This is a genomic window from Actinomycetospora sp. 2LY8.5 (assembly GCF_057180585.1).
In genome coordinates this window covers 1-21,308 of the sequence record NZ_JBXUHE010000045.1, presented here as the reverse complement: position 1 = coordinate 21,308, position 21,308 = coordinate 1, and the positions used below count along the sequence as shown (strand labels likewise).

The following is a 21,308-nucleotide window of genomic DNA, read 5'->3' as shown; positions in this document are numbered from 1 at the left end:
CGGCCGCGAAGCAGGAGGGGGAGCACGAACTGGCCGGGCCGGCACGTGGTGGTCGCCGGGGCGCGGCGGACCGGGGTCTCGGTCGTCGACGTCCTGCTGCACCTCGGCGCGACCGTGACCGTCGCCGACGGCGACCCGGCCCAGCTCGACGCGCTGGGCGACCGTCCCGTGGCCCGCACGCAGGACCTCGCGGGGCTGCCGGACGGCTCCGATCGTCCCGACCTCGTGGTGACGAGCCCCGGCTTCCGCCTCGACTCCCCGCTGGCGGTGGCCGCACGGGCCGCGTCGGTGCCGATGGTCGGCGAGCCCGAGCTGGCCTGGTGGCTGGGCGACGACCTGGCGGTGTGCCCGGACGGGCCGCCGCGCTGGCTCGCCGTCACCGGCACCAACGGCAAGACGACCACGACGACGATGCTCGAGGCGATCCTGCGCGCGGCGGGGGAGGACACCGTCGCCTGCGGCAACATCGGGCTGCCCGTCGTCGACGCGCTGCGTGCCGGGCACCGGGTGCTCGCCGTCGAGCTCTCCAGCTTCCAGCTCGAGTGGTCGCCGTCGGTGCGCCCGTTCGCCGGAACGGTGCTCAACCTCGCCGAGGACCACCTCGACTGGCACGGCTCGATGGCCGCCTACGGCGCGGCGAAGGCCAAGGTGCTGCGCGGGGAGGTCGCCGTCGCGGCGCTCGACGACCGCGAGGCGGCGGCGCTGCTCGCCGCCGCGCCCGCGCCGCGCCACGTCGGCTTCACCCGCGGCGAGCCGGCGCCGGGCGAGCTGGGGATCGCGGACGGGTACCTGGTGGACCGGGCCTTCGGCGACCGCGTCCGGCTCGCGGCCGTCGCCGACATCGCCCCGCCCGGCCCGCCCGGGGAGGCCAACGCGCTCGCCGCCGCCGCCCTCGCCCGGGCGCACGGCGTGTCCCCGGAGGCCGTCGCCGCCGGGCTGCGCGCGGTCGCGCCGGGCCCGCATCGCGGGGCCGTCGTGGCCGAGGCCGGCGGGGTTCGCTGGGTCGACGACTCGAAGGCCACCAACCCGCACGCCGCCGCGGCCTCGCTGGCCGCGCATCCGAGCGTGGTCTGGGTGGCGGGCGGGCTGCTCAAGGGCGCCGACGTCACCGACGTCGTCGTGGCCCACCGCGCGCGGCTCGCCGGGGCCGTCGTGCTCGGCCGTGATCGCGCGGACGTGGCCGCCGCGCTCGCGCGACACGCCCCCGAGGTCCCCGTCGTGGACGTGGGCGGGGGTGACGATGGGCCCGTGAGCGAACCCGAGCACGGCATGCTGGCTGCGGCGCGGGCCGCCGCGACCCTGGCGCGGCCCGGCGACACGGTGCTGCTCGCCCCGGCAGCGGCGTCGATGGACATGTTCCGCGACTACGCCGCCCGCGGCGACGCGTTCGCCGCCGCGGCGCGCACCGTCGCCGGTGGGGCGGGCGCGCACAGCGCGGCCAGCCCCGACGTCGAGACCTCGTCGAGCTCGTGAGCGCGCCGGCCCGCGGGCCGGGCCGGTCGGGTCGTGCGGGGCGGGGCCCGTCCCGCCCCGGCGTCCTCGCCGCCGCCCGCACGGCGCTGCACCAGTGGCTCGAACGCCCGCTGACGTCGCTGCACCTCGTGCTCGCGGTGTTCGGGCTGCTCACCGCGCTCGGGCTGGTGATGGTGCTCTCGGCGTCGGCGGTGTCGTCCTACGCGGCGGGCGGGTCGTCGTACGGGGTGTTCTTCCGCCAGGCCGTGTTCGCGCTGATCGGGGTCGCCCTGTTCTGGCTGGGTCTGCGCGTGCCGCCGCGCCAGCTGCGGGCGGCGAGCCCCTGGCTGCTCGCCGGCTGCCTGGTCCTGCTGGTGCTCGTGCTCGTCCCGGGGCTGGGGGCGGTGGTCAACGGGTCACGCAGCTGGTTCCGCGTCGCCGGGCTGTCGCTGCAGCCCTCCGAGCTGACGAAGATCGCGCTCGCGCTGTGGGGCGCGCACGTCCTGGTGCGCCACCGCCCCCACCCGCGGACCTGGCGCGCCGCGCTGATGCCGCTGCTGCCCGTCTCGCTGGGGGTGCTCGGCCTGGTGCTCGCCCAGCCCGACCTGGGCACCACGGTGTCGCTGATGATCATCGTGTTCGCGCTGCTGTGGTTCGCGTGCGCGCCGCTGGGGCTGATGGCGTTCATCGTGTCGAGCGGCGTCGTGGCCTCGGTGGTGCTCGGGGTCGTCGCCACCTACCGGCAGAGCCGCATCACCGCGTTCCTCAACCCGGAGGCGGCCGATCCGCTCGGCCCGGCCTACCAGGCGCGGCAGGCCCTGTACTCGCTCGCCGACGGCGGCCTGTTCGGCGCGGGACTCGGCCAGGGCCGCGCGAAGTGGGACTACCTGCCCAACGCCGACAACGACTTCATCTTCGCGATCATCGGCGAGGAGCTGGGATTCGTCGGCGCTGCCGCCGTGATCGCGCTGTTCGCGACGCTCGCCTACGTCGGCCTGCGGATCGCCGTGCGCAGCGTGGACCCGTGGATCCGCGTGGTCGCCGCGACGCTCACGGTCTGGCTCGCCGCGCAGGCCTGCATCAACATCGGCTACGTCGTCGGTCTGCTCCCGGTGACCGGCATCCCGCTGCCGCTGGTGTCCTCGGGCGGCACGTCGCTCGCCCTCGCGCTGCTCTCGGGCGGCCTGCTCGCGAACTTCGCGCGACACGAGCCCGAGGCCGCCCGGGTGCTGCGCGCTCACGGGCAGGGCCGTCTCGCCCGCACGCTGCGGCTGCCCGAGCCCGAGGTCGCGTCTCGGCCGGGAGGGCGGGAAGGGCCCCGGGCGGGACCCCGGGGAGGGGGCCGGTGACGGGCCGCTCCGGCGATCCGGACCATAGGGGCATGGACATCCCGCTCTCCGTGGTCGTGGCCGGCGGCGGCAGCGCCGGGCACGTCGAGCCCGCCCTCGCCACCGCCGACGCGGTCCGCCGGCTGCGCCCGGACGCGCGCATCACGGCCCTGGGTACGGAGAAGGGTCTCGACACCCGCCTGATCCCGGCGCGCGGCTACCCGCTCGCGCTGATCCCGCCGGTGCCGCTGCCCCGTAAGCCGAACGCGGACCTCGCCCGCCTGCCCTACCGCGTGGTCCGCTCGGTGCACCGGACCCGCGCGGTGCTGCGCGAGGCCGGCGCCGACGTCGTCGTCGGCTTCGGCGGCTACGTGGCGCTGCCCGCCTACCTGGCGGCCGCCTCGATGCGCCTGCCGATCGTGGTGCACGAGGCCAACGCGCGCGCGGGGATCGCGAATAAGGTCGGCGCCCGCTTCGCGCGCGAGGTCCTCGCCGCCGTGCCGGGCAGCGGGCTCGCCGGGGCGCGGGTCATCGGCATCCCGCTGCGTCGGGCGATCACCGACCTCGACCGCGCCGGCCTGCGCGCCCAGGCCCGCGAGCACTTCGGGCTCGACCCGCAGGCCCCGGTGCTGCTGGTCTTCGGCGGCTCGCAGGGCGCGCGCTCGCTCAACGAGGCGGTCTCGGCCGCGGTTCCCGCGCTCACCGCCGCCGGGGTCTCGGTGCTGCACGCCCACGGTCCGACGAACGCGCCGACCGTCGAGGCCGTGTCGTCGTCCCACCCGCCCTACGTGCCCGTGCCCTACCTCGAGCGCATGGACCTCGCCTACGCCGCCGCCGACGTCGCCCTGTGCCGGTCCGGCGCGATGACCGTCGCCGAGGTGTCGACGGTCGGGCTGCCGGCGATCTACGTGCCCCTGCCGCACGGCAACGGCGAGCAGGAGCTCAACGCGACGCCCGTCGTCGAGGCCGGTGGCGGCGTGATCGTGCCCGACGCGGAGCTCACCGGGGAGAAGGTCGCGGAGATCGTCACCGGCCTGGTCTCCGACCCCGCCCGGCTCGCCGCGACCGCGGAGGCGGCCCGGCGTTCGGGCCACGCGGGGGCGGACGAGACACTGGCCCGGACAGTGCTGGACGTGGCGGGTCACGTCGGCGCGAGCGCGACGGGGAGGACGCAGCCATGAGCCCGACGGACCAGGCAGAACAGGTGACCGAGTCCGGCGTGCCGCCCCTGCCCAGGCTGCTCTCCCGCGTCCACTTCATCGGCGCAGGCGGCGCCGCCATGAGCGGCATCGCGCGCATCCTGCTGGCGCGCGGCGCCATGGTGTCGGGCTCCGACGCCAAGGACTCCCGCGCGGTGCTCGCGCTGCGCACGCTCGGCGCCGAGGTCACCGTCGGCCACGACGCGCACAACCTCGACCTGCTGCCCGGCGGCCCGACGTGCCTCGTCACGACGAAGGCCGTGCACCAGGCCGACCCGGACAACCCCGAGCTCGTCGAGGCCGCCGCACGCGGCATCCCGGTGCTGCACCGGTCCGCGGTGCTGGCCGAACTGATGGCCGACCACCGGGCCGCCTGCGTCTCGGGCAGCGCGGGCAAGACCTCGACGACCTCGATGCTCGTGGTGGCGCTGCAGGCATGCGGCGAGGACCCGTCGTTCATGATCGGCGGCGACCTGCTCGCGTCGGGCTCGAGCGCCCACCACGGCCTGGGCGACGTCTTCGTCGCGGAGGCCGACGAGAGCGACGGCTCGTTCCTCGCGTACTCGCCGGCCGTCGCGATCGTGACCAATGTCGAGCCCGACCACCTCGACCACCACGGCACCGCCGAGGCCTACATGGCGGTGTTCGACGCCTTCGCGGCCCGGATCGAGTCGGGGGGCGCGCTCGTGGTCTGCGCGGACGACGCCGGGGCCGCGACGCTCGGCGACCGCGCCGCGGAGTCCGGGATCCGCGTGCGCCGCTACGGGCGCGCCGCCACGGGTCCCGACGACGTCGCGGTGCTCGACTACCGCGCCGAGGGCTCGGCGGGGATCCTGCGCCTGGCGCTCGCCGGGCAGTCCCACGAGCTGCGCCTCGGCGTGCCGGGGGAGCACCAGGCCCTCAACGCCTGCGCCGCCCTGCTCGCCGGGCTCGACCTCGGCGCGCCGATCGACGGCCTGCTCGGCGGGCTCGCCGGATTCGACGGGGTGCGCCGCCGCTTCGAGTACCGCGGCACCGCGGCCGGCGTGCGGGTGTACGACGACTACGCCCACGCACCCACCAAGGTCGCCGCCCAGTTGCGCGCCGCCCGCCCGGTGCTCGGCGAGCACGGCCGCCTGGTCGTGGCGTTCCAGCCGCACCTCTACTCGCGCACCCGGGACTTCGCCGCCGAGTTCGGCGCCGCGCTGTCGCTCGCCGACGAGGTCGTGGTGCTCGACGTCTACGGCGCGCGCGAGCAGCCCGAGCCCGGCGTGAACGGCGAGCTGATCGCCCGCCAGCTCACGCTGCCCGACGAGAACGTGCACTACGAGCCCTCGTGGGGCCAGGTACCGGCGCTGCTCGCCGACCTCGCGCGCCCGGGCGACCTCGTCGTGACGATGGGCGCCGGCGACATCACCGTCCTCGGCCCCGAAGTGCTCTCCGAGCTCGAGCGCCGCGAGGCGCAGGCCGAGACACGGTGACCGGTCCACCATGACCGGCCCGGCCCGCCCCACCGGACGACCCGCTCGCACCGGCCGCGGGAACCGGCCGGGACGGGCGGGTCGCCCCGAGCAGCGCGAGAACGGTGCGCGCGACCGCCGGCACGGCGGCGCCGGCGCGCGTCCCGAGGGCGCGGCGGCCGGCTCACCCGGACGCGCGCGCCGTCCCCGCCCGCCGGTCTCCGGGCCCGCCCGGCGGCGCCGCGGGCTCTGGGTCGGCCTCGCCGTGGGGTTCCTGCTCGTGGCGGCGGTCGTGTACCTGACGGTCTGGTCGCCGGTGCTCGACCTGCGCGAGGTGCAGGTCGTCGGGGCCGCCCCCGACCAGGTCGATCCCGTGCGCGCCGCCGCGGCCGTCGAGCCCGGCACCTCGCTGCTGTGGCTCGACACCGACGACGTCGCCGAGAGCGTGCGCGCACTGCCCCGTGTCGCGACGGTCGACGTGTCGCGTGACTGGCCCGGCACCCTCGTCGTCACCGTCACCGAGCGGGAGCCGGTGCTGGCCGCGCCCGCCCCGTCCGGCGGGGTCGTGCTCGTCGACGCCACCGGGTTCGGCTACCGCACGATGCCCGCGCGCCCGGCGGGCGTGCCGGCGCTGAGGCTGCCGCCCGGGATGCTCCCGTCGCCCGACGAGCCCGGCACGCGCGCGGCCGCCGACGTCGTCGTCGCCCTCCCGGCGACCCTGCGCGCCGATCTCGTCGAGGTGCGCGCCAACGGCCCCTACGAGGTCGCGTTCGTGCTCACCGGCGACCGCGAGGTCCGCTGGGGCGCCGCCGCCGACAACGAGCGCAAGGCGCAGGTGCTGGGCGCGCTGCTCACCCGCCCGGGCTCGGTCTACGACGTGTCGACCCCGGACCTCGCCGTCGTCCGCTGACGCGTCTCGGCTTCTGACCGAAGGGGCCCTTCGGTCGGTAACCCCCCGGACGCGCCCGCGCCCCCGAAGCGTCGAGTGCTGGTCGAGGGTTCGCGGGCCGCGACGACCGCCCGGCGAGCGGGTGACGCGAGGTCGGGACACGCCCGGCGCGCCTCGTGGAAATGCGGCGTGGGGCCTGCCTACCGTGCGCGTGTCGCGGAGAAGCCCTCACCGTAAACCTCCACTCGAGGTCGAGGGTTGCGACACGCCGGACCCGGACGACCAGCGTCGCCTAGACCCAGCTCGAAAGGCGGATCCATGACGCCCCCGCACAACTACCTGGCCGTGATCAAGGTGGTCGGCATCGGTGGTGGCGGCGTCAACGCCGTCAACCGCATGATCGAGGTCGGCCTCAAGGGCGTCGAGTTCATCGCGGTGAACACCGACGCGCAGGCGCTGCTGATGTCCGACGCCGACGTCAAGCTCGACGTCGGCCGCGAGCTCACGCGCGGGCTCGGCGCGGGCGCGGCACCCGACGTGGGCCGCCGCGCCGCCGAGGACCACCGCGAGGAGATCGAGGAGGTCCTCAAGGGGGCCGACATGGTCTTCGTGACCGCGGGCGAGGGCGGCGGCACGGGCACGGGCGGCGCGCCGGTGGTCGCGAGCATCGCGCGCAAGCTCGGCGCGCTCACGATCGGCGTCGTCACCCGGCCCTTCAACTTCGAGGGCAAGCGCCGCGCCACCCAGGCCGAGAACGGCATCACCGAGCTGCGCAACGAGTGCGACACGCTCATCGTGATCCCCAACGACCGCCTCCTGCAGCTCGGCGACGTGGGCCTCTCGCTCATGGACGCCTTCCGCAGCGCGGACGAGGTGCTCCTCTCCGGTGTCCAGGGCATCACCGACCTCATCACCACGCCGGGTCTGATCAACCTCGACTTCGCCGACGTCAAGAGCGTCATGTCCGGGGCGGGCAGCGCGTTGATGGGCATCGGTGCCGCGCGGGGGGAGAGCCGCTCGGTGGAGGCCGCGGGCAAGGCGATCAACTCGCCGCTGCTCGAGGCGAGCATGGACGGCGCCTACGGCGTGCTGCTCTCCATCGCCGGCGGGTCGGACCTCGGTCTCTTCGAGATCAACGAGGCCGCCTCGCTCGTGCAGGAGGCCGCGCACCCCGAGGCGAACATCATCTTCGGGACGGTCATCGACGACTCGCTCGGCGACGAGGTCCGGGTCACCGTGATCGCCGCTGGCTTCGACTCCGGCTCGCCGACCCACAAGAAGCTCGAGCCGCAGGCGCTCGCGTCGGCCTCGGGGTCCTCGACCGCCACCGCGTCCGCGCAGGCCGGGCAACTGAACAGCGGCCAGGGCGCGCCCCCCGTCACCGCGGGGAACCCGTCCCCCTCCTCGGCCCCGACGGTGCCGGCCGCCCCGGCCGTCGACCGCGGCGCGCTCGACCGGCCGGCCGGCTCCACGACCGGCAGCACGACCGGCAGCACGACGGCGGCCACGGCCACCGGCGCTACCAACGGCGCCGGTTCGGGCGGTCCCGCCCCGAGCGACCCCGCGGGCGAGGCGGCGGCGTCGAAGCCTCCGGAGACCTCGACGGGCGCTGCCGCGTCGGGCACCTCCGCGGCGTCGGGCACCGCCCCGACCACCGAGCGGTCGACCGCTCGTGCCGCCGACGAGGACGACGTGGACGTCCCGTCGTTCATGAGAAGCTGAGGGCGTGGCTGCCGGCTCTGGTTCCGCGACCGCGCACGACGCCGACGCCGGTGGGTCCGGCCCGTCGGTCCGGGTCCGGCGGGTCCTGACCACCCGCGCCGGCGGGCGGTCCGCGCCGCCGTACGACCGGTTCAACCTCGGCGACCACGTCGGGGACGATCCGTACGCCGTGGCCGCCAACCGGCGCCGTCTCGGTGAGGGCATCGGGCTGGGGCCGGAGCGCGTGGCGTGGATGAACCAGGTCCACGGCACCGACGTCGCGGTGGTCAGCGCGCCCGGCGGGGAGACGCCGACGGCCGATGCGCTCGTCACCGACCGCCCGCGCCTGGCCCTGGCCGTCGTCGTCGCCGACTGCGTGCCGGTGCTGATCGCCGACCCGGGCGCCGGGGTGGTCGCGGCCGCGCACGCCGGGCGCCGCGGGGCTGCCGACGGGGTCCTCGAGCGCACGCTGGAGGCGATGGCCGGGCTCGGTGCGGAGATCGAGAGGGTCGAGGTGCTCCTCGGCCCGGCGATCTGCGGCGAGGACTACGAGGTGCCCGCGGCCATGCGCGACGAGGTCGAGGCGGCCCTGCCCGGCAGCGCGGCCACCACGCGCATCGGGACGCCGTCGCTCGACCTGCGCGCCGGCCTGCGCCGCCGCCTCGCCGACCTCGGGATCACCCGCGTCGACGTCGACGCCCGCTGCACCTTCGAGGACGACCAGCTCTTCAGCCACCGGCGCGCCCAGCCCACGGGGCGGCTCGCGGCGGTGACATGGTGGGAGTACCCGCGGCCGTGACGGACGACCGTCGTGCCCAGCTCGCCGACGCCCTGACCGCCCTGCGCGAGCGCGTGGCGGACGCCGCCCGTGCGGCGGACCGCGACCCCGCCGAGGTCGGCCTGCTCGCGGTCACCAAGACCTGGCCCGCCGCGGACGTCGCGCTGCTCACCGACCTCGGGCTCGTGGCCTTCGGGGAGAACAAGGAGCAGGAGGGGGCGGCCAAGGCTGCCGAGCTCGCCGAGCTGCGCCCGGACGCCACACCGCGCTGGCACGTCGTCGGGCGCCTGCAGCGGAACAAGACGCGCAGCCTCGTGCGGTGGGCCCACGCCGTCGACTCGGTCGACTCGGCGCGGCTCGTCGACGCCCTCGAGGCCGCCGTGGCCAAGGCGATCGACGCGGGGGAGCGGACCGATCCGCTCGAGGTGCTCGTCCAGGTGAGCGTCGACGCGGACCCCGCCCGGGGCGGCGCGACCGTCGACGAGGTGCCCGTCCTTGCCGACCGCGTCGCCGGCTGCACCCACCTGCGCCTCGGTGGCGTCATGACCGTCGCTCCGCAGGACGTCGCACCGGAGGAGGCCTTCGCCACGGTGTGGGAGCTGGCCGAGCGGGTACGCGCGTCGCACCCGGGCGCCACGACGCTGTCGGCGGGGATGTCGGGGGATCTCGAGGCGGCGGTCTCGTACGGGTCCACGTGCGTGCGTGTCGGAACGGCGTTGCTCGGCCGACGGTGAGCTAGCGTTCCGTGTGAGTGAACGACACGGATGTGACTCACCGCGTGTGGCGCGCGGGGTCTCCGTCGGACAGGGGAGACGGCCATGACCACTCTGCACCGGGTGAAGGCGTACTTCGGGATGGTCCCGGCCGACGAGCTGGACGACTACGACGGCTACGGCGACGACCGGTACGACCGCGATCGGCTCTCGGCCGAGCGGCACTCCGGCGACCGGCACCGCTACGGCGCGGACCGGTACGACGAGCGCTACGACGACCGATACGACGCTCGCGACTCCTACGACGGCGGCTACTACGGCCGCGGCCGCACGGAGGACGTCCGGGACGCCCGGGATGCCCGCGAGTCGCGGTACGACCGCTACGACCGGTACGAGGACTCCCGCGAGCGCCGGACGCCGCGTCCGCGCGACCCGGAGGTCACCGAGATCCGCCGCGACGACGACGCGACCGACGCGCTCGCCCGCGCCGGCCGCAACCGCAGCTGGGCCGCCGGCGGCGGGGCGGGCCACACCTCGGTACGCCCGACCACGCCGCGCACCCCGCCGTCGCTGTCGTCCGCGTCGTCCACCTCCGCGTCCGGCTCCCCGACCTCGTCCGCCGCGACGACGTCGGGGAAGAGCGCCGGCGCCTCGGACGCCGACCCGCCGAGCTCGCCCGCCGAGATCACCTCGCTGCAGCCGAAGAGCTACAACGAGGCCCGGGTGATCGGCGAGCGCTACCGCGACGGCATCCCGGTGATCATGAACCTCACGGAGATGGACGACGTCGCGGCCAAGCGCCTCGTCGACTTCGCCGCCGGTCTGGCCTTCGCGCTGCGCGGGTCGATCGAGAAGGTCACCAACCGCGTGTTCCTGCTCTCACCGCCGAACGTCGAGGTCTCCGCGACGGAGCGCCGGAAGCTCGCCGAGACCAACTACGCGTCGACGTCCTGACCTACGCTCCGGCCGACGAGCGAACCCGCCGTCCTTCGTTCTCGGGTCATCCGCTACGTTCTGCGTCTTCTCGATGAATCCGGGTCACATCGACGGGTCCGTGAGCGATGGAGGCCACGCGGGTTCCTGCGCTCGATCGCCGCCGGTCCAGAGGGTTCGCTGCGCGGCCGAACGGGCGACGTCGGGCGCGGCGCGCCGGATGGCCTGTCCCGTGCGCCGAGCGTGTCGCCCCGGCTACCCGGAGCCCGGCGGGCTCGCGATCCGCTCCTGTCACCGCACGTAGAGGTTCACGAAGCGTCACGACCCGACCGGCGGATCGCCGTTCGGCTCGGAAATCGGTAGGTCTGTGGGTTTCCTCACGGCCGTTCGTGGCGCTGCGTCACCAATCGGGCGGCGAGGGCAGCGCGTCACTGGACCCGTCCATTATGGTTCTGTCGCTCGCAGAGGTCATACTCTGCGGGTGGCGGAGCTCGAAGAGCCCGAGGTACCTGGGGTTCCGCAGCCGAGGAGTGCTTGAGGAGATCCGATGCCGCTGACCCCCGCCGACGTTCACAACGTCGCGTTCAGCAAGCCGCCGATCGGGAAGAGGGGCTACAACGAGGACGAGGTCGACGCCTTCCTCGACCTCGTCGAGGCCGAGCTGGGCCGGCTGCTGGAGGAGAACAACGACCTCCGCGAGCAGGTGGAGCAGCTCGAGCAGCAGCTCTCGTCGGCGCACGCCGACCTCGACGACGCCCGCAGCAAGGCCGGCGCGGCGCAGAGCGCGGGCGCCAACTCGGGCCCGCAGACGCAGGTCTCGGCCCCGCCGCCGAGCCGTCCCGTCGAGGACGCGCCACGCACCGTGCAGCAGCCGATGCCGCCTCAGCAGCCCCCGATGCCCGCCCAGACGCAGCAGGCCGTCGTGCCGCCGCCGTTCGGGATGTCCGAGCAGAGCCAGGGCGGCGCGAACGGTGGCGACCACCACGTGCAGGCCGCCAAGGTCCTCGGGCTGGCCCAGGAGATGGCCGACCGTCTCACCGCGGAGGCCAAGTCCGAGGCGGACGGGATGCTCGCCGACGCGCGCACCAAGTCCGAGCAGCTCCTCTCCGAGGCGCGCACCAAGTCGGACAGCATGGTCAACGAGGCGCGCACCCGCGCCGAGACGATGCTGAACGACGCGCGGACCCGCGCCGAGACGCTCGAGCGCCAAGCGCGCGACAAGGCCTCGACCCTCGAGCGCGACGCGCAGCGCAAGCACAACGAGACGATCAGCCTCATCGAGCAGCAGAAGGGCGGGCTCGAGAAGAAGATCGACGAGCTGCGCACCTTCGAGCGCGAGTACCGGACACGGCTGAAGACCTACCTCGAGTCGCAGCTCCGCGACCTGGACGGTCGGGGCTCGGCGGCGCCGGACAACGGCCGCAACGGCACCGGCGGGTACGCGACCAGCGGCTACGGCTCCCGCGCCGAAGCCGGCAGCTGACGGACGCCGCGCGGCCCGCTCCCGCCTGACGCGGAGCGGGCTCGTGGCCCTATGTGGGGGTCCCGACCGTGCTGCTCCTCGTCCTGCTCTGCGTGCTGATCGCCTTCGGGCTCCTGGTCGTCGCGGTGGTCACCTCGGTGGCCTCGTGGGCCTGGGGCTCGGTGGTGGCCAGCGTGCTGGCCGCCGCGCTCCTCGTCGCCGACGTCGTCCGTCGACGCCGGCGTGAGCGCGAGAGCCGCAGCCAGGCCGCCGCTCCGGCGGCGACCGGGTCCTCGGGACCGATCGCGTCGCCATCGTCGTCCTCCGGGTTCGCCCCGGGCGTGCACTCCTCCGACCCGGGACAGGGCTCCCCGGAGGCGGCGCCGACGTCGGTCACCGCAGGATCCCCGCCGCCTCCGGGAGCGCCGGGCGGGCCCGGACCCCAGGGACCTGCGCATGCCGGGCCGCAGGGCCCCCCCGCCGGACAGGGCCCGGGGGCGCCGGGGTCCGGTCCGCAGGGTCCGGGAGCGGCGAGTGCCGCGGGTGCCGCCGGTACCTCGTCGGGTGGCGCTCCCGACGGGCCGCACGGGCCCGACGACCCGGGCGACGACGCACCGGCCGGTGCGGACGAGCGGAACGGTGACCGCCCGCGCGGAGCCGCTGCCGGTGGCGCGGCGGCGCTCGGAGCCGCGGGGCTCGCGGCGGGTGCGGCCGCCGCCTCCCGCCCGTCCGGGCCGCAGCAGCCTCCGGCCGCGGGTTCGTCCGGGCCGGCCGGGTCGTCCGGGCCGGCCGGTCCCCCCGGGTCCTCGGCGAGCTCCCGGTGGGCGACCACCACGGCCCGCCCTGATTCGCAACCCTCCCGCGTGCCCGGCGCGCCCCAGGGCTCGCGCATCCTCGGGATGCTGCCGATGCCGGGGACCCCGGCGGAGGCCCGCCTCGGCGGTGGTGCTCCCGCCGCGCCGGGTGCTTCCGCCGCGCCGGGTACCCCCGCCGCGGCGGCCGCGGGTGCTCCGCCCTCCGGACGCCCCGACGGCGAGAGCGGTGACGACGCGGCGACCACCCGCATCGACATGAACGACATCTCCCGGGCGCGTCACGGGGCCCCTGCGCAGCAGGGTCCCGGCGACGCGGCGGCCAACGGCGCCCCGGGCCGCCCACCGCACGGGGCGGGCGGACAGCCGCCCGGACAGCAGCCCGGACAGCAGCCGCCGGGCGCACCCCCCGCCGGTCAGGTCCCCGCCGGACCGCCGCCCGGTCAGAGCTTCGCCGGCCGGCCTCCGGGCGCTCCGCCTCCCGGTGCCCCCTCCGCCCCGCCGCCTCCGCCCCCCGCCGCGCAGCCGGAGGAGGAGGCCGTCGACGACGCCACCCGCCAGGCGGTGGCGGGCCTCGACGACGAGGTCCTCGTGATCGACGAGGAGCCGCTGTTCCATCTCGGGCGCTGCAGCTACCTCTACGGCCGCGAGGTCATCCCGCTGCCCGTGGGCGAGGCGGTCGAACTCGGGTTCACGGGCTGCTCCTGGTGCACACCGGTCGCGGCGCTCACCGGGGCGCAGAGCGCCGACAGCAGGCGGTGAACCGGCTCACCGACCGGAGCTTCCGGACGGTTCCGGGCATCGCCGCTCGCTAGGGTCGTCCCTTCCACCGGGGAGGGGTGACGACGCATGGACCAGCTGCCCCTCCTGCTCGGGATCGGCGCGGCCGTCGTGCTCGTCTCCGTCCTCGCCGTGCGGGTGTCCACCCGCGTCGGCCTGCCCTCGCTGCTGATCTACCTCGGGATCGGGGTGGCACTCGGGGAGTCGGGGCTCGGCATCCGCTTCGACGACGCCGCCCTCACCCAGGCGCTCGGGGTGGCGGCCCTGGTCCTCATCCTCGCCGACGGCGGCCTGTCCACCCGCTGGAACACCGTCCGTCCCGCGCTCGGCCTCGGGATCGCGCTCTCGACGGTCGCGGTGGCGGTGAGCATCGGCGTCACCGGCGTCGCGCTCTGGTCGCTCCTCGGTCTCGACCCGCGCGTCGCGTTCCTCTGGGGTGCCGTGCTGTCCTCCACCGACGCCGCCGCGGTGTTCAGCGTGCTGCGCAACCTCGGGCTGAGCGGGCGGCTGGTCGGCTCGCTCGAGCTCGAGTCCGGGCTCAACGACGCCCCGGTCTTCCTCGCCGTCGTGATCCTCTCGTCGGCGACCTCGCTGAGCTGGCTCGACCCGCTGCTCGTCGTCTACGAGCTCCTCGTCGGTGGCCTGCTCGGGGCCGCTCTCGGGCGCGTCGGCGCGCTCGGGCTGCGGCGCGCGGCCCTGCCCGCGACCGGGTTGTACCCGCTGGCCACGCTCGCGGTCTGCATCCTGGCCTTCGCCTCGGCGCAGCTGCTGCACGCGTCCGGGCTGCTCGCGACCTACGTCGCCGCGCTGGTGCTCGGCAACTCCACGCTGCCCCACCGCGAGGGTTCCCGTTCGTTCGCGGAGGGGCTCGGCTGGCTCGCCCAGATCGGGCTGTTCGTGCTCCTCGGGCTCTACGTCTCCCCCGACCGCCTCTCCGGTGCCGTCGTGCCCGCGCTGATCGCCGGGGCCGTGCTGCTCTTCGCCGCCCGCCCGCTGTCGGTGGCCGTGGCCGCGATCGGGTTCCGGGTGCCCTGGCGCGAGCAGATCTTCCTGTCCTGGGCGGGGCTGCGCGGTGCCGTCCCGATCGTGCTCGCGCTCGTCCCGCTCACCGAGGGGCTGCCCGGTGCGCGGGATCTCGTCGACGCCGTGTTCGTGCTCGTGGTGGTGCTGGTGCTCCTGCAGGGCACGACGCTGCCGTTCGTGGCGCGCAGGCTCGGTCTCGCGGGGGACTCGCGGGTCGAGGAGATCGAGGTCGACGCCGCACCCCTGGACACGCTGCGCGCCGATCTCCTGCAGATGACCGTCCCGGTCGGCTCGCGGATGCACGGCGTCTACGTCCGCGAGCTGCGCCTGCCCGAGGGCTCCGGGCTGAGCCTCGTCGTGCGCGACGGCACGAGCTTCACGCCGCAGGGCGAGAGCCGGATCCAGGAGGGCGACCAGCTGCTCGTCGTCACCACCGAGACCGCGCGCGACGCCGCCGAGGAGCGGCTGCGGTCGGTCGACCGTTCCGGGCGCCTGGCGCGGTGGCGCGGCGACACCGGTGGCACGCCGTCGCTGCGGCCGGGCGAGGCCCGGAGCACCGAGCGTGGCACCCCGCCGAGGGACGGGACGGGTCCTGGGACGATGGGACGGTGAGCAGCGCACCTCCCGCCGACAGCCCGCCCGAGGCGGACCGGCCGCCCAAGCGCATCGGGATGCTGGCGGCGATCGCGGTGACGATCGTGCTCCTCGACCTCCTCACCAAGGTCGTCATGGTGTCGTGGCTGGCCGACGGCGAGCGGGTACCCCTGATCGGCGACCTGGTGTCGTTCACGCTCATCCGCAATCCGGGGGCGGCGTTCTCCTTCGCCACGGGCATGACCTGGGTGCTGACCCTGATCGCGGTCGCCGTGGTGATCGGGATCGCTCGCTTCGCCCGCCGGCTGCGCTCGAAGGGTTGGGCGCTCGCGCTGGGCCTCGTGCTCGGCGGGGCGCTCGGCAACCTGATCGACCGGTTCTTCCGCGGCCCGGGCCCGCTGCAGGGCCACGTCGTCGACTTCGTGTCGGTCGGCTGGTTCCCGGTGTTCAACGTGGCCGACTCGGCGATCACCGTCGGCGGCGTGCTGCTGGTGGTGCTGGCCCTGCTCGGTCGGGACCTCGACGGCACCCGCGCGGGCTCGAAGGACCCGGAAGACTCGAAGGATCCGGACGACGAGGCGGCCGCATGAGCCTGCGCACGCTGCCCGTGCCCGACGGGCTCGACGGGATGCGCCTCGACGCTGGCCTCGCGCGGATGCTCGGCATGTCGCGCAGCGCCGTCGCCGACCTCGCCGCCGGGGGCGCGGTGCGCGTCGACGGGTCGACGGCGGGCAAGTCGGACCGGCTCGTCGCGGGCGCCTGGCTGGAGGTCGAGCTGCCGGAGCCCGCCGACGCCGGGACGGGCGGCGTCGTCACCGCCGAGGCCGTCGAGGGCCTGGTCGTGCTGCACGAGGACGCGGAGATCGTCGTCGTCGACAAGCCCATCGGCGTCGCCGTTCACCCCAGCCCCGGCTGGTCGGGCCCCACGGTCGTCGCCGGGCTCGCGGCACTGGGCATCCGCATCGCCACCAGCGGCGCCGCCGAGCGCCAGGGCGTGGTGCACCGCCTCGACGCCGGCACGACCGGGGTGATGGTGGTCGCGAAGTCCGAGCGCGCCTACTCCGTGCTCAAACAGGCGTTCCGCGACCGCACGGTGTCGAAGGTCTACCTCGCGGTCGTGCAGGGCCACCCCGACCCGAGCGAGGGCACCATCGACGCGCCCATCGACCGGCACCCCAAGCAGGACTGGAAGTTCGCGGTGGTCACCGACGGGCGGCCCAGCGTCACCCACTACCGCACGCTCGAGGCGTTCCGGGCCGCGTCGCTGCTCGAGGTCGAGCTCGAGACGGGGCGGACCCACCAGATCCGCGTGCACTTCTCGGCGGTCCGCCATCCCTGCGTCGGCGACATCACCTACGGCGCCGACCCGACGCTGGCGCGGACACTCGGGCTCGCGCGGCAGTGGCTGCACGCCCACCGCCTGGGCTTCCACCACCCCGCCGACGGCCGCTGGGTGGAGTTCGTCAGCGAGCCGCCCCGTGACCTCGCCCAGGCGCTCGAGACGCTTCGGGCGGCGAGCTGAGCACCCCCGAGGACGACTCGGACGAGGACGACGACGGGCCCCTGCGCTGGCCGACCGTCGCGATCGCCCTCGCCGTGGTCCTCGTCGTCGCGCTGGTGACGGCGTGGGTGGCCGGGTCCGGCTCGTCGGGGCCCTCGGGCGCGATCCCCGGCAGCACCGACGCGACGCGTCTCGGCCCGGCGCCGGGCGAGTCGGTCGCCGGTTACCTGGAGCGCACGCGCGCCGTCCCGCCCGCACCGTCCGGCCCGCGCCCGGCGCTGGTGACCTTCGCCGCGGAGCACGACGTCGCCGGGGCCGCCGCCCTCGTGAGCGGTGCGAGCGCCCGGGAGGCGGTGTTCCGCGTGCCGCTGCCGCGGGTGCAGACCGCGCTGCGCCAGGTCACCCTGGGCACGGCCGACCCGGTCGCCGCGCTGCGGCTGGCGGAGGCGCAGGCCGCCAACCGGGCGGGTGAGCAGGCCCGCACCTCGACCGGTCGTTCCGCCGAGATCGCCGCGACCGAGTCGGCGCGTCTCGCGGCCGGCTGCCCGTGCACGCTCGCGGTGGTCGTGGAGACCGATCCCGCGCTGGCGCCTGCGCTCGCCGCGCGGCCGGGGGTGCGCGCGGTGGAGGTGGCGCCGGCCGGGGCCCGGATCGGCGCGCTCGCGGTCTCGCCGCTGCTGCCCGAGCAGACCGACACCGTCGGGCCCGTGCCCGATGACGGGCCGGTCCCGCCGCCGTGATCCCGCCGCCGTGATAGCGATGGCGTGTCGAGCCGGTGACGGAGCCGACAGGGGACGAACCGGGGTCGGCTCCCGGGGCCCGGCGTGACGGAGGACCATGGCGGGTAGAGCGGTGAGGAACCGCCCGTCGGGTCGGCCCTGAATCGTCACGGCCAGCACCGATGGTCAACGCGAGAGGAGTGCGGGCACCATGACCGCCGATCCGTCGTCCCGCGACGAGCCCACGGGCACGTCGATCACGGACGCCGACCCGCGGCCGCACGTCGTCGTGCTCGGCGCCGGTTTCGCCGGCCTCTCCGCCGTGCGCGCCCTGCGCAAGGCCCCGGTCCGGGTCACCCTCGTCGACCGGCACAGCTACAGCACGTTCCAACCGCTGCTCTACCAGGTGGCGACGGGCGCGCTGAACCCCGGCGACATCACCTACGGCGCCCGCGGGTTCGCCGCCCGCACGGGGGCGCACTTCCGCAAGGGCGAGGTCACCACGGTCGACCCCGGGACCCGCACGGTCTCGCTCGACGTCGGCCCCGACCTGCACTACGACTACCTGGTCATCGCCCACGGCGTCACCACCAACTACTTCGGCGTCCCGGGCGCGGCCGAGAACGCGTTCCCGATCTACACGCGCGCCGAGGCCCTGGCCGTGCGGGACCGCATGACCGGCTACCTCGACCACATCGCCGCCACCGGCGAGGCCCGCGGCGCGTCGGTCGTCGTGGTCGGCGCGGGCGCCACCGGCGTCGAGATGGCGGGCACGCTCGCCGAGCTGCGGAACTCGGTGCTGCCCAGCCGCTACCCGGAGCTGGACCCGAACGAGGTCCACGTCGTGCTCGTCGAGATGACCGACCGGGTCCTGCCGCCCTTCGCGCCCCGGCTGCGCGAGTACGCCGCCGAGCAGCTGCGCGCCCGCGGCGTCGAGCTGCGCCTGGAGTCCGCGGTCAAGGAGGTCCGGCCCGACTCGGTGCTCCTCGCCGACGGCACGGAGCTCGACGCCCAGATGACGATCTGGGCCACGGGCGTCGCCGCGCACGAGCGGGTGAAGAGCTGGGGCCTGCGGCAGGGCAAGGGCGGCCGCATCGTCGTCGGCGGCGACCTGCGGGTCCCGGACCACCCGGAGATCCTCGCCGCGGGCGACATCGGGGTCATCGAGGACGACGCGCTGCCGCAGCTCGCGCAGCCCGCGCTGCAGACCGGCCGGCACGCGGGCCGCACCCTCGTTCGCCTCGTCGCCGGGGAGCCGACCGAACGGTTCCACTACAAGGACAGAGGCACGATGGCGACCATCGGCCGCCTCTCGGCGGTCGCGGACATCGCGCACGGGCCCAAGCTCGTGGGCGTGCTCGCCTGGCTCGTGTGGATGTTCGTGCACGTCTTCGCGCTGCTCGGCAACCGCAACCGGATCATGGTCTCGCTGGGGCTGGCGTTCCGGTACCTCGCGCAGCGCCGCGGGGTCATGGTCGTCGGCGACGACTGAGGCTCCAGTTGCGCGCGCCGCGACCCGGCGTGCGAGGCTGCCGGACCGCAGAGCCGCGATCGACCCCTGAACCGAGAGAAAGCAGGAGCACAGGCATGGCGCCCACCCCCGTCAACGTCACCGTCACCGGAGCCGCCGGACAGATCGGCTACGCGCTGCTCTTCCGCATCGCGGCCGGCGACCTGCTGGGGGAGGGCGTGCCGGTCCGGCTGAAGCTGCTGGAGATCCCGCAGGCCGTGAAGGCCGCGGAGGGCACGGCGCTGGAACTCACCGACGGTGCGTTCCCGCTGCTCGACGGCATCGACGTCTACGACGACGCCACCAAGGCGTTCGAGGGCACCAACGTCGGCCTGCTCGTCGGCGCCCGGCCTCGCACCAAGGGAATGGAGCGCGGCGACCTGCTCGAGGCCAACGGCGGCATCTTCAAGCCCCAGGGCCAGGCGCTGAACGGTGCCGCGGACGACGTCAAGGTGCTCGTCGTCGGCAACCCGGCCAACACCAACGCCCTCATCGCGCGGTCCAATTCCGACGTGCCGGCCGACCGCTTCACCGCGATGACCCGCCTCGACCACAACCGCGCCGTCGGCCAGCTCGCCGCCAAGTTCGGCGTGCGCGTCGGCTCGGTCTCCAAGCTGACGATCTGGGGCAACCACTCGGCCACCCAGTACCCCGACGTCACCTACGCCGAGGTCGACGGCAGGCCGATCGGCGACCAGGTCGACCGGAGCTGGCTCACCGACGAGTTCATCCCGCGCGTCGCCAAGCGCGGCGCGGAGATCATCGAGGCGCGCGGCGCGTCGTCGGCGGCGTCAGCGGCCGCGGCGGCCATCGACCACGTGTACACCTGGGTCAACGGCACTACGCCGAACGACTGGACCTCGGCGGCCATCGTCTCCGACGGCTCCTACGGCGTACCGGAAGGCCTGGTCTCCTCGTTCCCGGTGACGGCGTCGAACGGGAAGTTCGAGATCGTCCAGGGTCTGGAGATCAGCGACTTCTCGCGCGAGCGCATCGACGCGTCGGTGAACGAGCTGGTCGAGGAGCGCGACGCGGTCCAGAAGCTGGGCCTGGTCTGAGACCCTCTGACATCCTGACCCCGTGAGCAGCGAACCTGTCGAGGTCTTCCGCGGCGACGAGCTCGCCGAGGGCGACCCGACCCCCGGCATGCGGCGCGAGGTGGCGTTCTCGTCGGACTCGTTGTGGGCCGGGCTCGTGCACACCGAGCCCGGCGCCGCCTCGGGCTGGCACCACCACGGCGAGCACGAGACGAGTCTCTACGTGGTGCGCGGTGCCATGCGGCTGGAGTTCGGGCCCGGCGGCGAGGACGTCGTCGAGGCCGGGCCGGGCGACTTCCTGCGCGTCCCGCCGCACACCGTGCACCGCGAGTCGAACCCCACCGGGGACCGCTCGACGGCGGTCATCGGGCGTGCCGGCGACGGCCCGCCCACGATCAACGTGGACGGGCCGGACCCGGCGTGAGACCCGCATGGACCCCGCCCGGGCCCGTGGGGCAACCTGAGGCCATGAGTCTCGGAGCCGTCCTCACCGCCATCGTGACCCCGTTCACCCCCGACGGCGCGGTGGACGAGAAGACCTTCGTCGACCTCATGGGCCACCTGTACGCGAACGGCTCCGACGGGCTCGTGGTGTGCGGGACCACCGGCGAGGCGTCCACGCTCTCCACCGAGGAGCACCTGCGTCTCGTCGAGCTGGCCGTCGAGCACCGGCCGGCCGGGAAGACCGTCGTCGCCTCGACCGGGTCGAACGACACCCGCCACGCATGCGAGATGACCCGGCGGGCCACCGAGCTGGGCGCCGACGCGATCCTGTCGGTGACGCCGTACTACAACAAGCCGAACCGGCGCGGGATGCTCGCCCATTTCGGCGCGATCGCGCGGGCCACCGACAGGCCCGTCGTGCTCTACAACATCCCCTCGCGCTGCGTGGTCGACCTGCCCAACGAGCTCCTCGCCGAGCTCGCGCAGATCGAGCGGATCGACTACGTCAAGCAGGCCAACAACGCCAACCTGGCGCCGGTCGACGGCCTCGGGATCTACGCGGGCAACGACGACCTGTTCGGCTCGGTCCTCGAGATGGGCGGCTGCGGCGGCATCCTCGTCGCGAGCCACGTCGTCGGGAACGAGATGCGCCGCATGGTCGACGAGCCCGACCAGCGCGCCGAGATCGAGGCGTCGCTCAAGCCGGTGTTCGACGCGCTCGGGGTCACCACCAACCCGATCCCGATCAAGGCCGCCCTCGACCTCGTGGGCCGGGGCGTCGGGGGCCTGCGCCTCCCGCTCCTCGAGGCCGACGAGCACGAGCGCGAGGTCGTCGCGTCCGCCCTGCGCGGCGTCGGGCTGCTCTAGCTAGTGCTGCATCAAGCAACGTCGGCGTCGTATCCCTGGGCTTGATCAGGATCTTGTGAGTCGGGAGGCTGTCGCCGGAGGTGGTGGGCGATGGCACGGCCCGCGGAGGTGTTCGCTCGGGAGCTGT

19 protein-coding genes are annotated in these 21,308 nt (G+C 75.1%); all 19 read left to right on the top strand.

What is annotated here, in order from left to right; translation table 11 throughout:
• Nucleotides 1-45: 45 nt before the first annotated feature.
• Entirely contained in the window at nucleotides 46-1,473 is a 1,428-nt protein-coding gene (gene murD / locus AC2A1K_RS30455) for a UDP-N-acetylmuramoyl-L-alanine--D-glutamate ligase (protein ID WP_483900099.1), read from the top strand.
• Nucleotides 1,470-2,801 carry a putative lipid II flippase FtsW gene (gene ftsW / locus AC2A1K_RS30450; RefSeq protein WP_483900098.1) on the top strand — a complete coding sequence of 444 codons (1,332 nt, stop codon included), beginning with the start codon at nucleotides 1,470-1,472 and terminating at the stop codon, nucleotides 2,799-2,801. Before murD ends, ftsW begins: the two co-directional genes overlap by 4 nt.
• A 32-nt stretch (nucleotides 2,802-2,833) precedes the next feature.
• Complete coding sequence (gene murG / locus AC2A1K_RS30445) at nucleotides 2,834-3,961, top strand: undecaprenyldiphospho-muramoylpentapeptide beta-N-acetylglucosaminyltransferase (RefSeq protein WP_483900097.1); 1,128 nt, start codon at nucleotides 2,834-2,836, stop codon at nucleotides 3,959-3,961.
• Nucleotides 3,958-5,439, top strand: coding sequence for a UDP-N-acetylmuramate--L-alanine ligase (murC, locus tag AC2A1K_RS30440; protein WP_483900096.1), 1,482 nt, complete (start codon nucleotides 3,958-3,960; stop codon nucleotides 5,437-5,439). The genes murG and murC overlap by 4 nt, the downstream gene beginning before the upstream one ends.
• A 10-nt stretch (nucleotides 5,440-5,449) precedes the next feature.
• Nucleotides 5,450-6,328 (top strand): cell division protein FtsQ/DivIB, encoded by an 879-nt coding sequence (locus AC2A1K_RS30435; RefSeq protein ID WP_483900095.1) that lies wholly within the window; start codon nucleotides 5,450-5,452, stop codon nucleotides 6,326-6,328.
• A gap of 297 nt (nucleotides 6,329-6,625) precedes the next feature.
• Nucleotides 6,626-8,029 carry a cell division protein FtsZ gene (gene ftsZ / locus AC2A1K_RS30430; protein WP_483900094.1) on the top strand — a complete coding sequence of 468 codons (1,404 nt, stop codon included), beginning with the start codon at nucleotides 6,626-6,628 and terminating at the stop codon, nucleotides 8,027-8,029.
• An 85-nt stretch (nucleotides 8,030-8,114) separates the two neighbouring features.
• On the top strand, nucleotides 8,115-8,807 hold the full coding sequence (gene pgeF, locus AC2A1K_RS30425; RefSeq protein WP_483900126.1) for a peptidoglycan editing factor PgeF: 693 nt from the start codon (nucleotides 8,115-8,117) through the stop codon (nucleotides 8,805-8,807).
• Nucleotides 8,804-9,520, top strand: coding sequence for a YggS family pyridoxal phosphate-dependent enzyme (locus AC2A1K_RS30420; RefSeq protein ID WP_483900093.1), 717 nt, complete (start codon nucleotides 8,804-8,806; stop codon nucleotides 9,518-9,520). The genes pgeF and AC2A1K_RS30420 overlap by 4 nt, the downstream gene beginning before the upstream one ends.
• A gap of 84 nt (nucleotides 9,521-9,604) precedes the next feature.
• Nucleotides 9,605-10,453: a cell division protein SepF gene (locus AC2A1K_RS30415; protein ID WP_483900092.1), complete on the top strand. Its 849-nt coding sequence runs from the start codon at nucleotides 9,605-9,607 to the stop codon at nucleotides 10,451-10,453.
• Between the two features lie 526 nt (nucleotides 10,454-10,979).
• Complete coding sequence (gene wag31 / locus AC2A1K_RS30410) at nucleotides 10,980-11,915, top strand: DivIVA-like cell division protein Wag31 (protein WP_483900091.1); 936 nt, start codon at nucleotides 10,980-10,982, stop codon at nucleotides 11,913-11,915.
• 68 nt (nucleotides 11,916-11,983) lie between these two features.
• A complete protein-coding gene (locus AC2A1K_RS30405; protein WP_483900090.1) occupies nucleotides 11,984-13,468 on the top strand; it encodes a hypothetical protein in 1,485 nt (494 codons plus the stop codon).
• A gap of 87 nt (nucleotides 13,469-13,555) precedes the next feature.
• Entirely contained in the window at nucleotides 13,556-15,121 is a 1,566-nt protein-coding gene (locus tag AC2A1K_RS30400; RefSeq protein ID WP_483900089.1) for a potassium/proton antiporter, read from the top strand.
• Entirely contained in the window at nucleotides 15,118-15,693 is a 576-nt protein-coding gene (lspA, locus tag AC2A1K_RS30395; RefSeq protein WP_483900088.1) for a signal peptidase II, read from the top strand. Before AC2A1K_RS30400 ends, lspA begins: the two co-directional genes overlap by 4 nt.
• On the top strand, nucleotides 15,690-16,625 hold the full coding sequence (locus AC2A1K_RS30390; protein WP_483900087.1) for an RluA family pseudouridine synthase: 936 nt from the start codon (nucleotides 15,690-15,692) through the stop codon (nucleotides 16,623-16,625). Before lspA ends, AC2A1K_RS30390 begins: the two co-directional genes overlap by 4 nt.
• A 74-nt stretch (nucleotides 16,626-16,699) precedes the next feature.
• On the top strand, nucleotides 16,700-17,344 hold the full coding sequence (locus tag AC2A1K_RS30385; RefSeq protein ID WP_483900086.1) for a hypothetical protein: 645 nt from the start codon (nucleotides 16,700-16,702) through the stop codon (nucleotides 17,342-17,344).
• A gap of 190 nt (nucleotides 17,345-17,534) precedes the next feature.
• Entirely contained in the window at nucleotides 17,535-18,815 is a 1,281-nt protein-coding gene (locus AC2A1K_RS30380; RefSeq protein ID WP_483900085.1) for an NAD(P)/FAD-dependent oxidoreductase, read from the top strand.
• Nucleotides 18,816-18,910: 95 nt separating this feature from the next.
• A complete protein-coding gene (locus tag AC2A1K_RS30375; RefSeq protein ID WP_483900084.1) occupies nucleotides 18,911-19,891 on the top strand; it encodes a malate dehydrogenase in 981 nt (326 codons plus the stop codon).
• Nucleotides 19,892-19,913: 22 nt separating this feature from the next.
• A complete protein-coding gene (locus AC2A1K_RS30370) occupies nucleotides 19,914-20,294 on the top strand; it encodes a cupin domain-containing protein (protein ID WP_483900083.1) in 381 nt (126 codons plus the stop codon).
• A 44-nt stretch (nucleotides 20,295-20,338) separates the two neighbouring features.
• Nucleotides 20,339-21,181 carry a 4-hydroxy-tetrahydrodipicolinate synthase gene (dapA, locus tag AC2A1K_RS30365; RefSeq protein ID WP_483900082.1) on the top strand — a complete coding sequence of 281 codons (843 nt, stop codon included), beginning with the start codon at nucleotides 20,339-20,341 and terminating at the stop codon, nucleotides 21,179-21,181.
• The last annotated feature ends 127 nt before the right edge of the window (nucleotides 21,182-21,308 follow it).

Bases quoted from the DNA above. Each gene is read 5' to 3' on its own strand.
- wag31 (WP_483900091.1), top strand. From the start codon at position 10,980: ATGCCGCTGACCCCCGCCGACGTTCACAACGTCGCGTTCAGCAAGCCG.
- AC2A1K_RS30375 (WP_483900084.1), top strand. From the start codon at position 18,911: ATGGCGCCCACCCCCGTCAACGTCACCGTCACCGGAGCCGCCGGACAG.
- AC2A1K_RS30415 (WP_483900092.1), top strand. From the start codon at position 9,605: ATGACCACTCTGCACCGGGTGAAGGCGTACTTCGGGATGGTCCCGGCC.
- murG (WP_483900097.1), top strand. From the start codon at position 2,834: ATGGACATCCCGCTCTCCGTGGTCGTGGCCGGCGGCGGCAGCGCCGGG.
- murC (WP_483900096.1), top strand. From the start codon at position 3,958: ATGAGCCCGACGGACCAGGCAGAACAGGTGACCGAGTCCGGCGTGCCG.
- AC2A1K_RS30390 (WP_483900087.1), top strand. From the start codon at position 15,690: ATGAGCCTGCGCACGCTGCCCGTGCCCGACGGGCTCGACGGGATGCGC.
- AC2A1K_RS30400 (WP_483900089.1), top strand. From the start codon at position 13,556: ATGGACCAGCTGCCCCTCCTGCTCGGGATCGGCGCGGCCGTCGTGCTC.
- dapA (WP_483900082.1), top strand. From the start codon at position 20,339: ATGAGTCTCGGAGCCGTCCTCACCGCCATCGTGACCCCGTTCACCCCC.
- AC2A1K_RS30435 (WP_483900095.1), top strand. From the start codon at position 5,450: ATGACCGGCCCGGCCCGCCCCACCGGACGACCCGCTCGCACCGGCCGC.
- AC2A1K_RS30380 (WP_483900085.1), top strand. From the start codon at position 17,535: ATGACCGCCGATCCGTCGTCCCGCGACGAGCCCACGGGCACGTCGATC.
- ftsZ (WP_483900094.1), top strand. From the start codon at position 6,626: ATGACGCCCCCGCACAACTACCTGGCCGTGATCAAGGTGGTCGGCATC.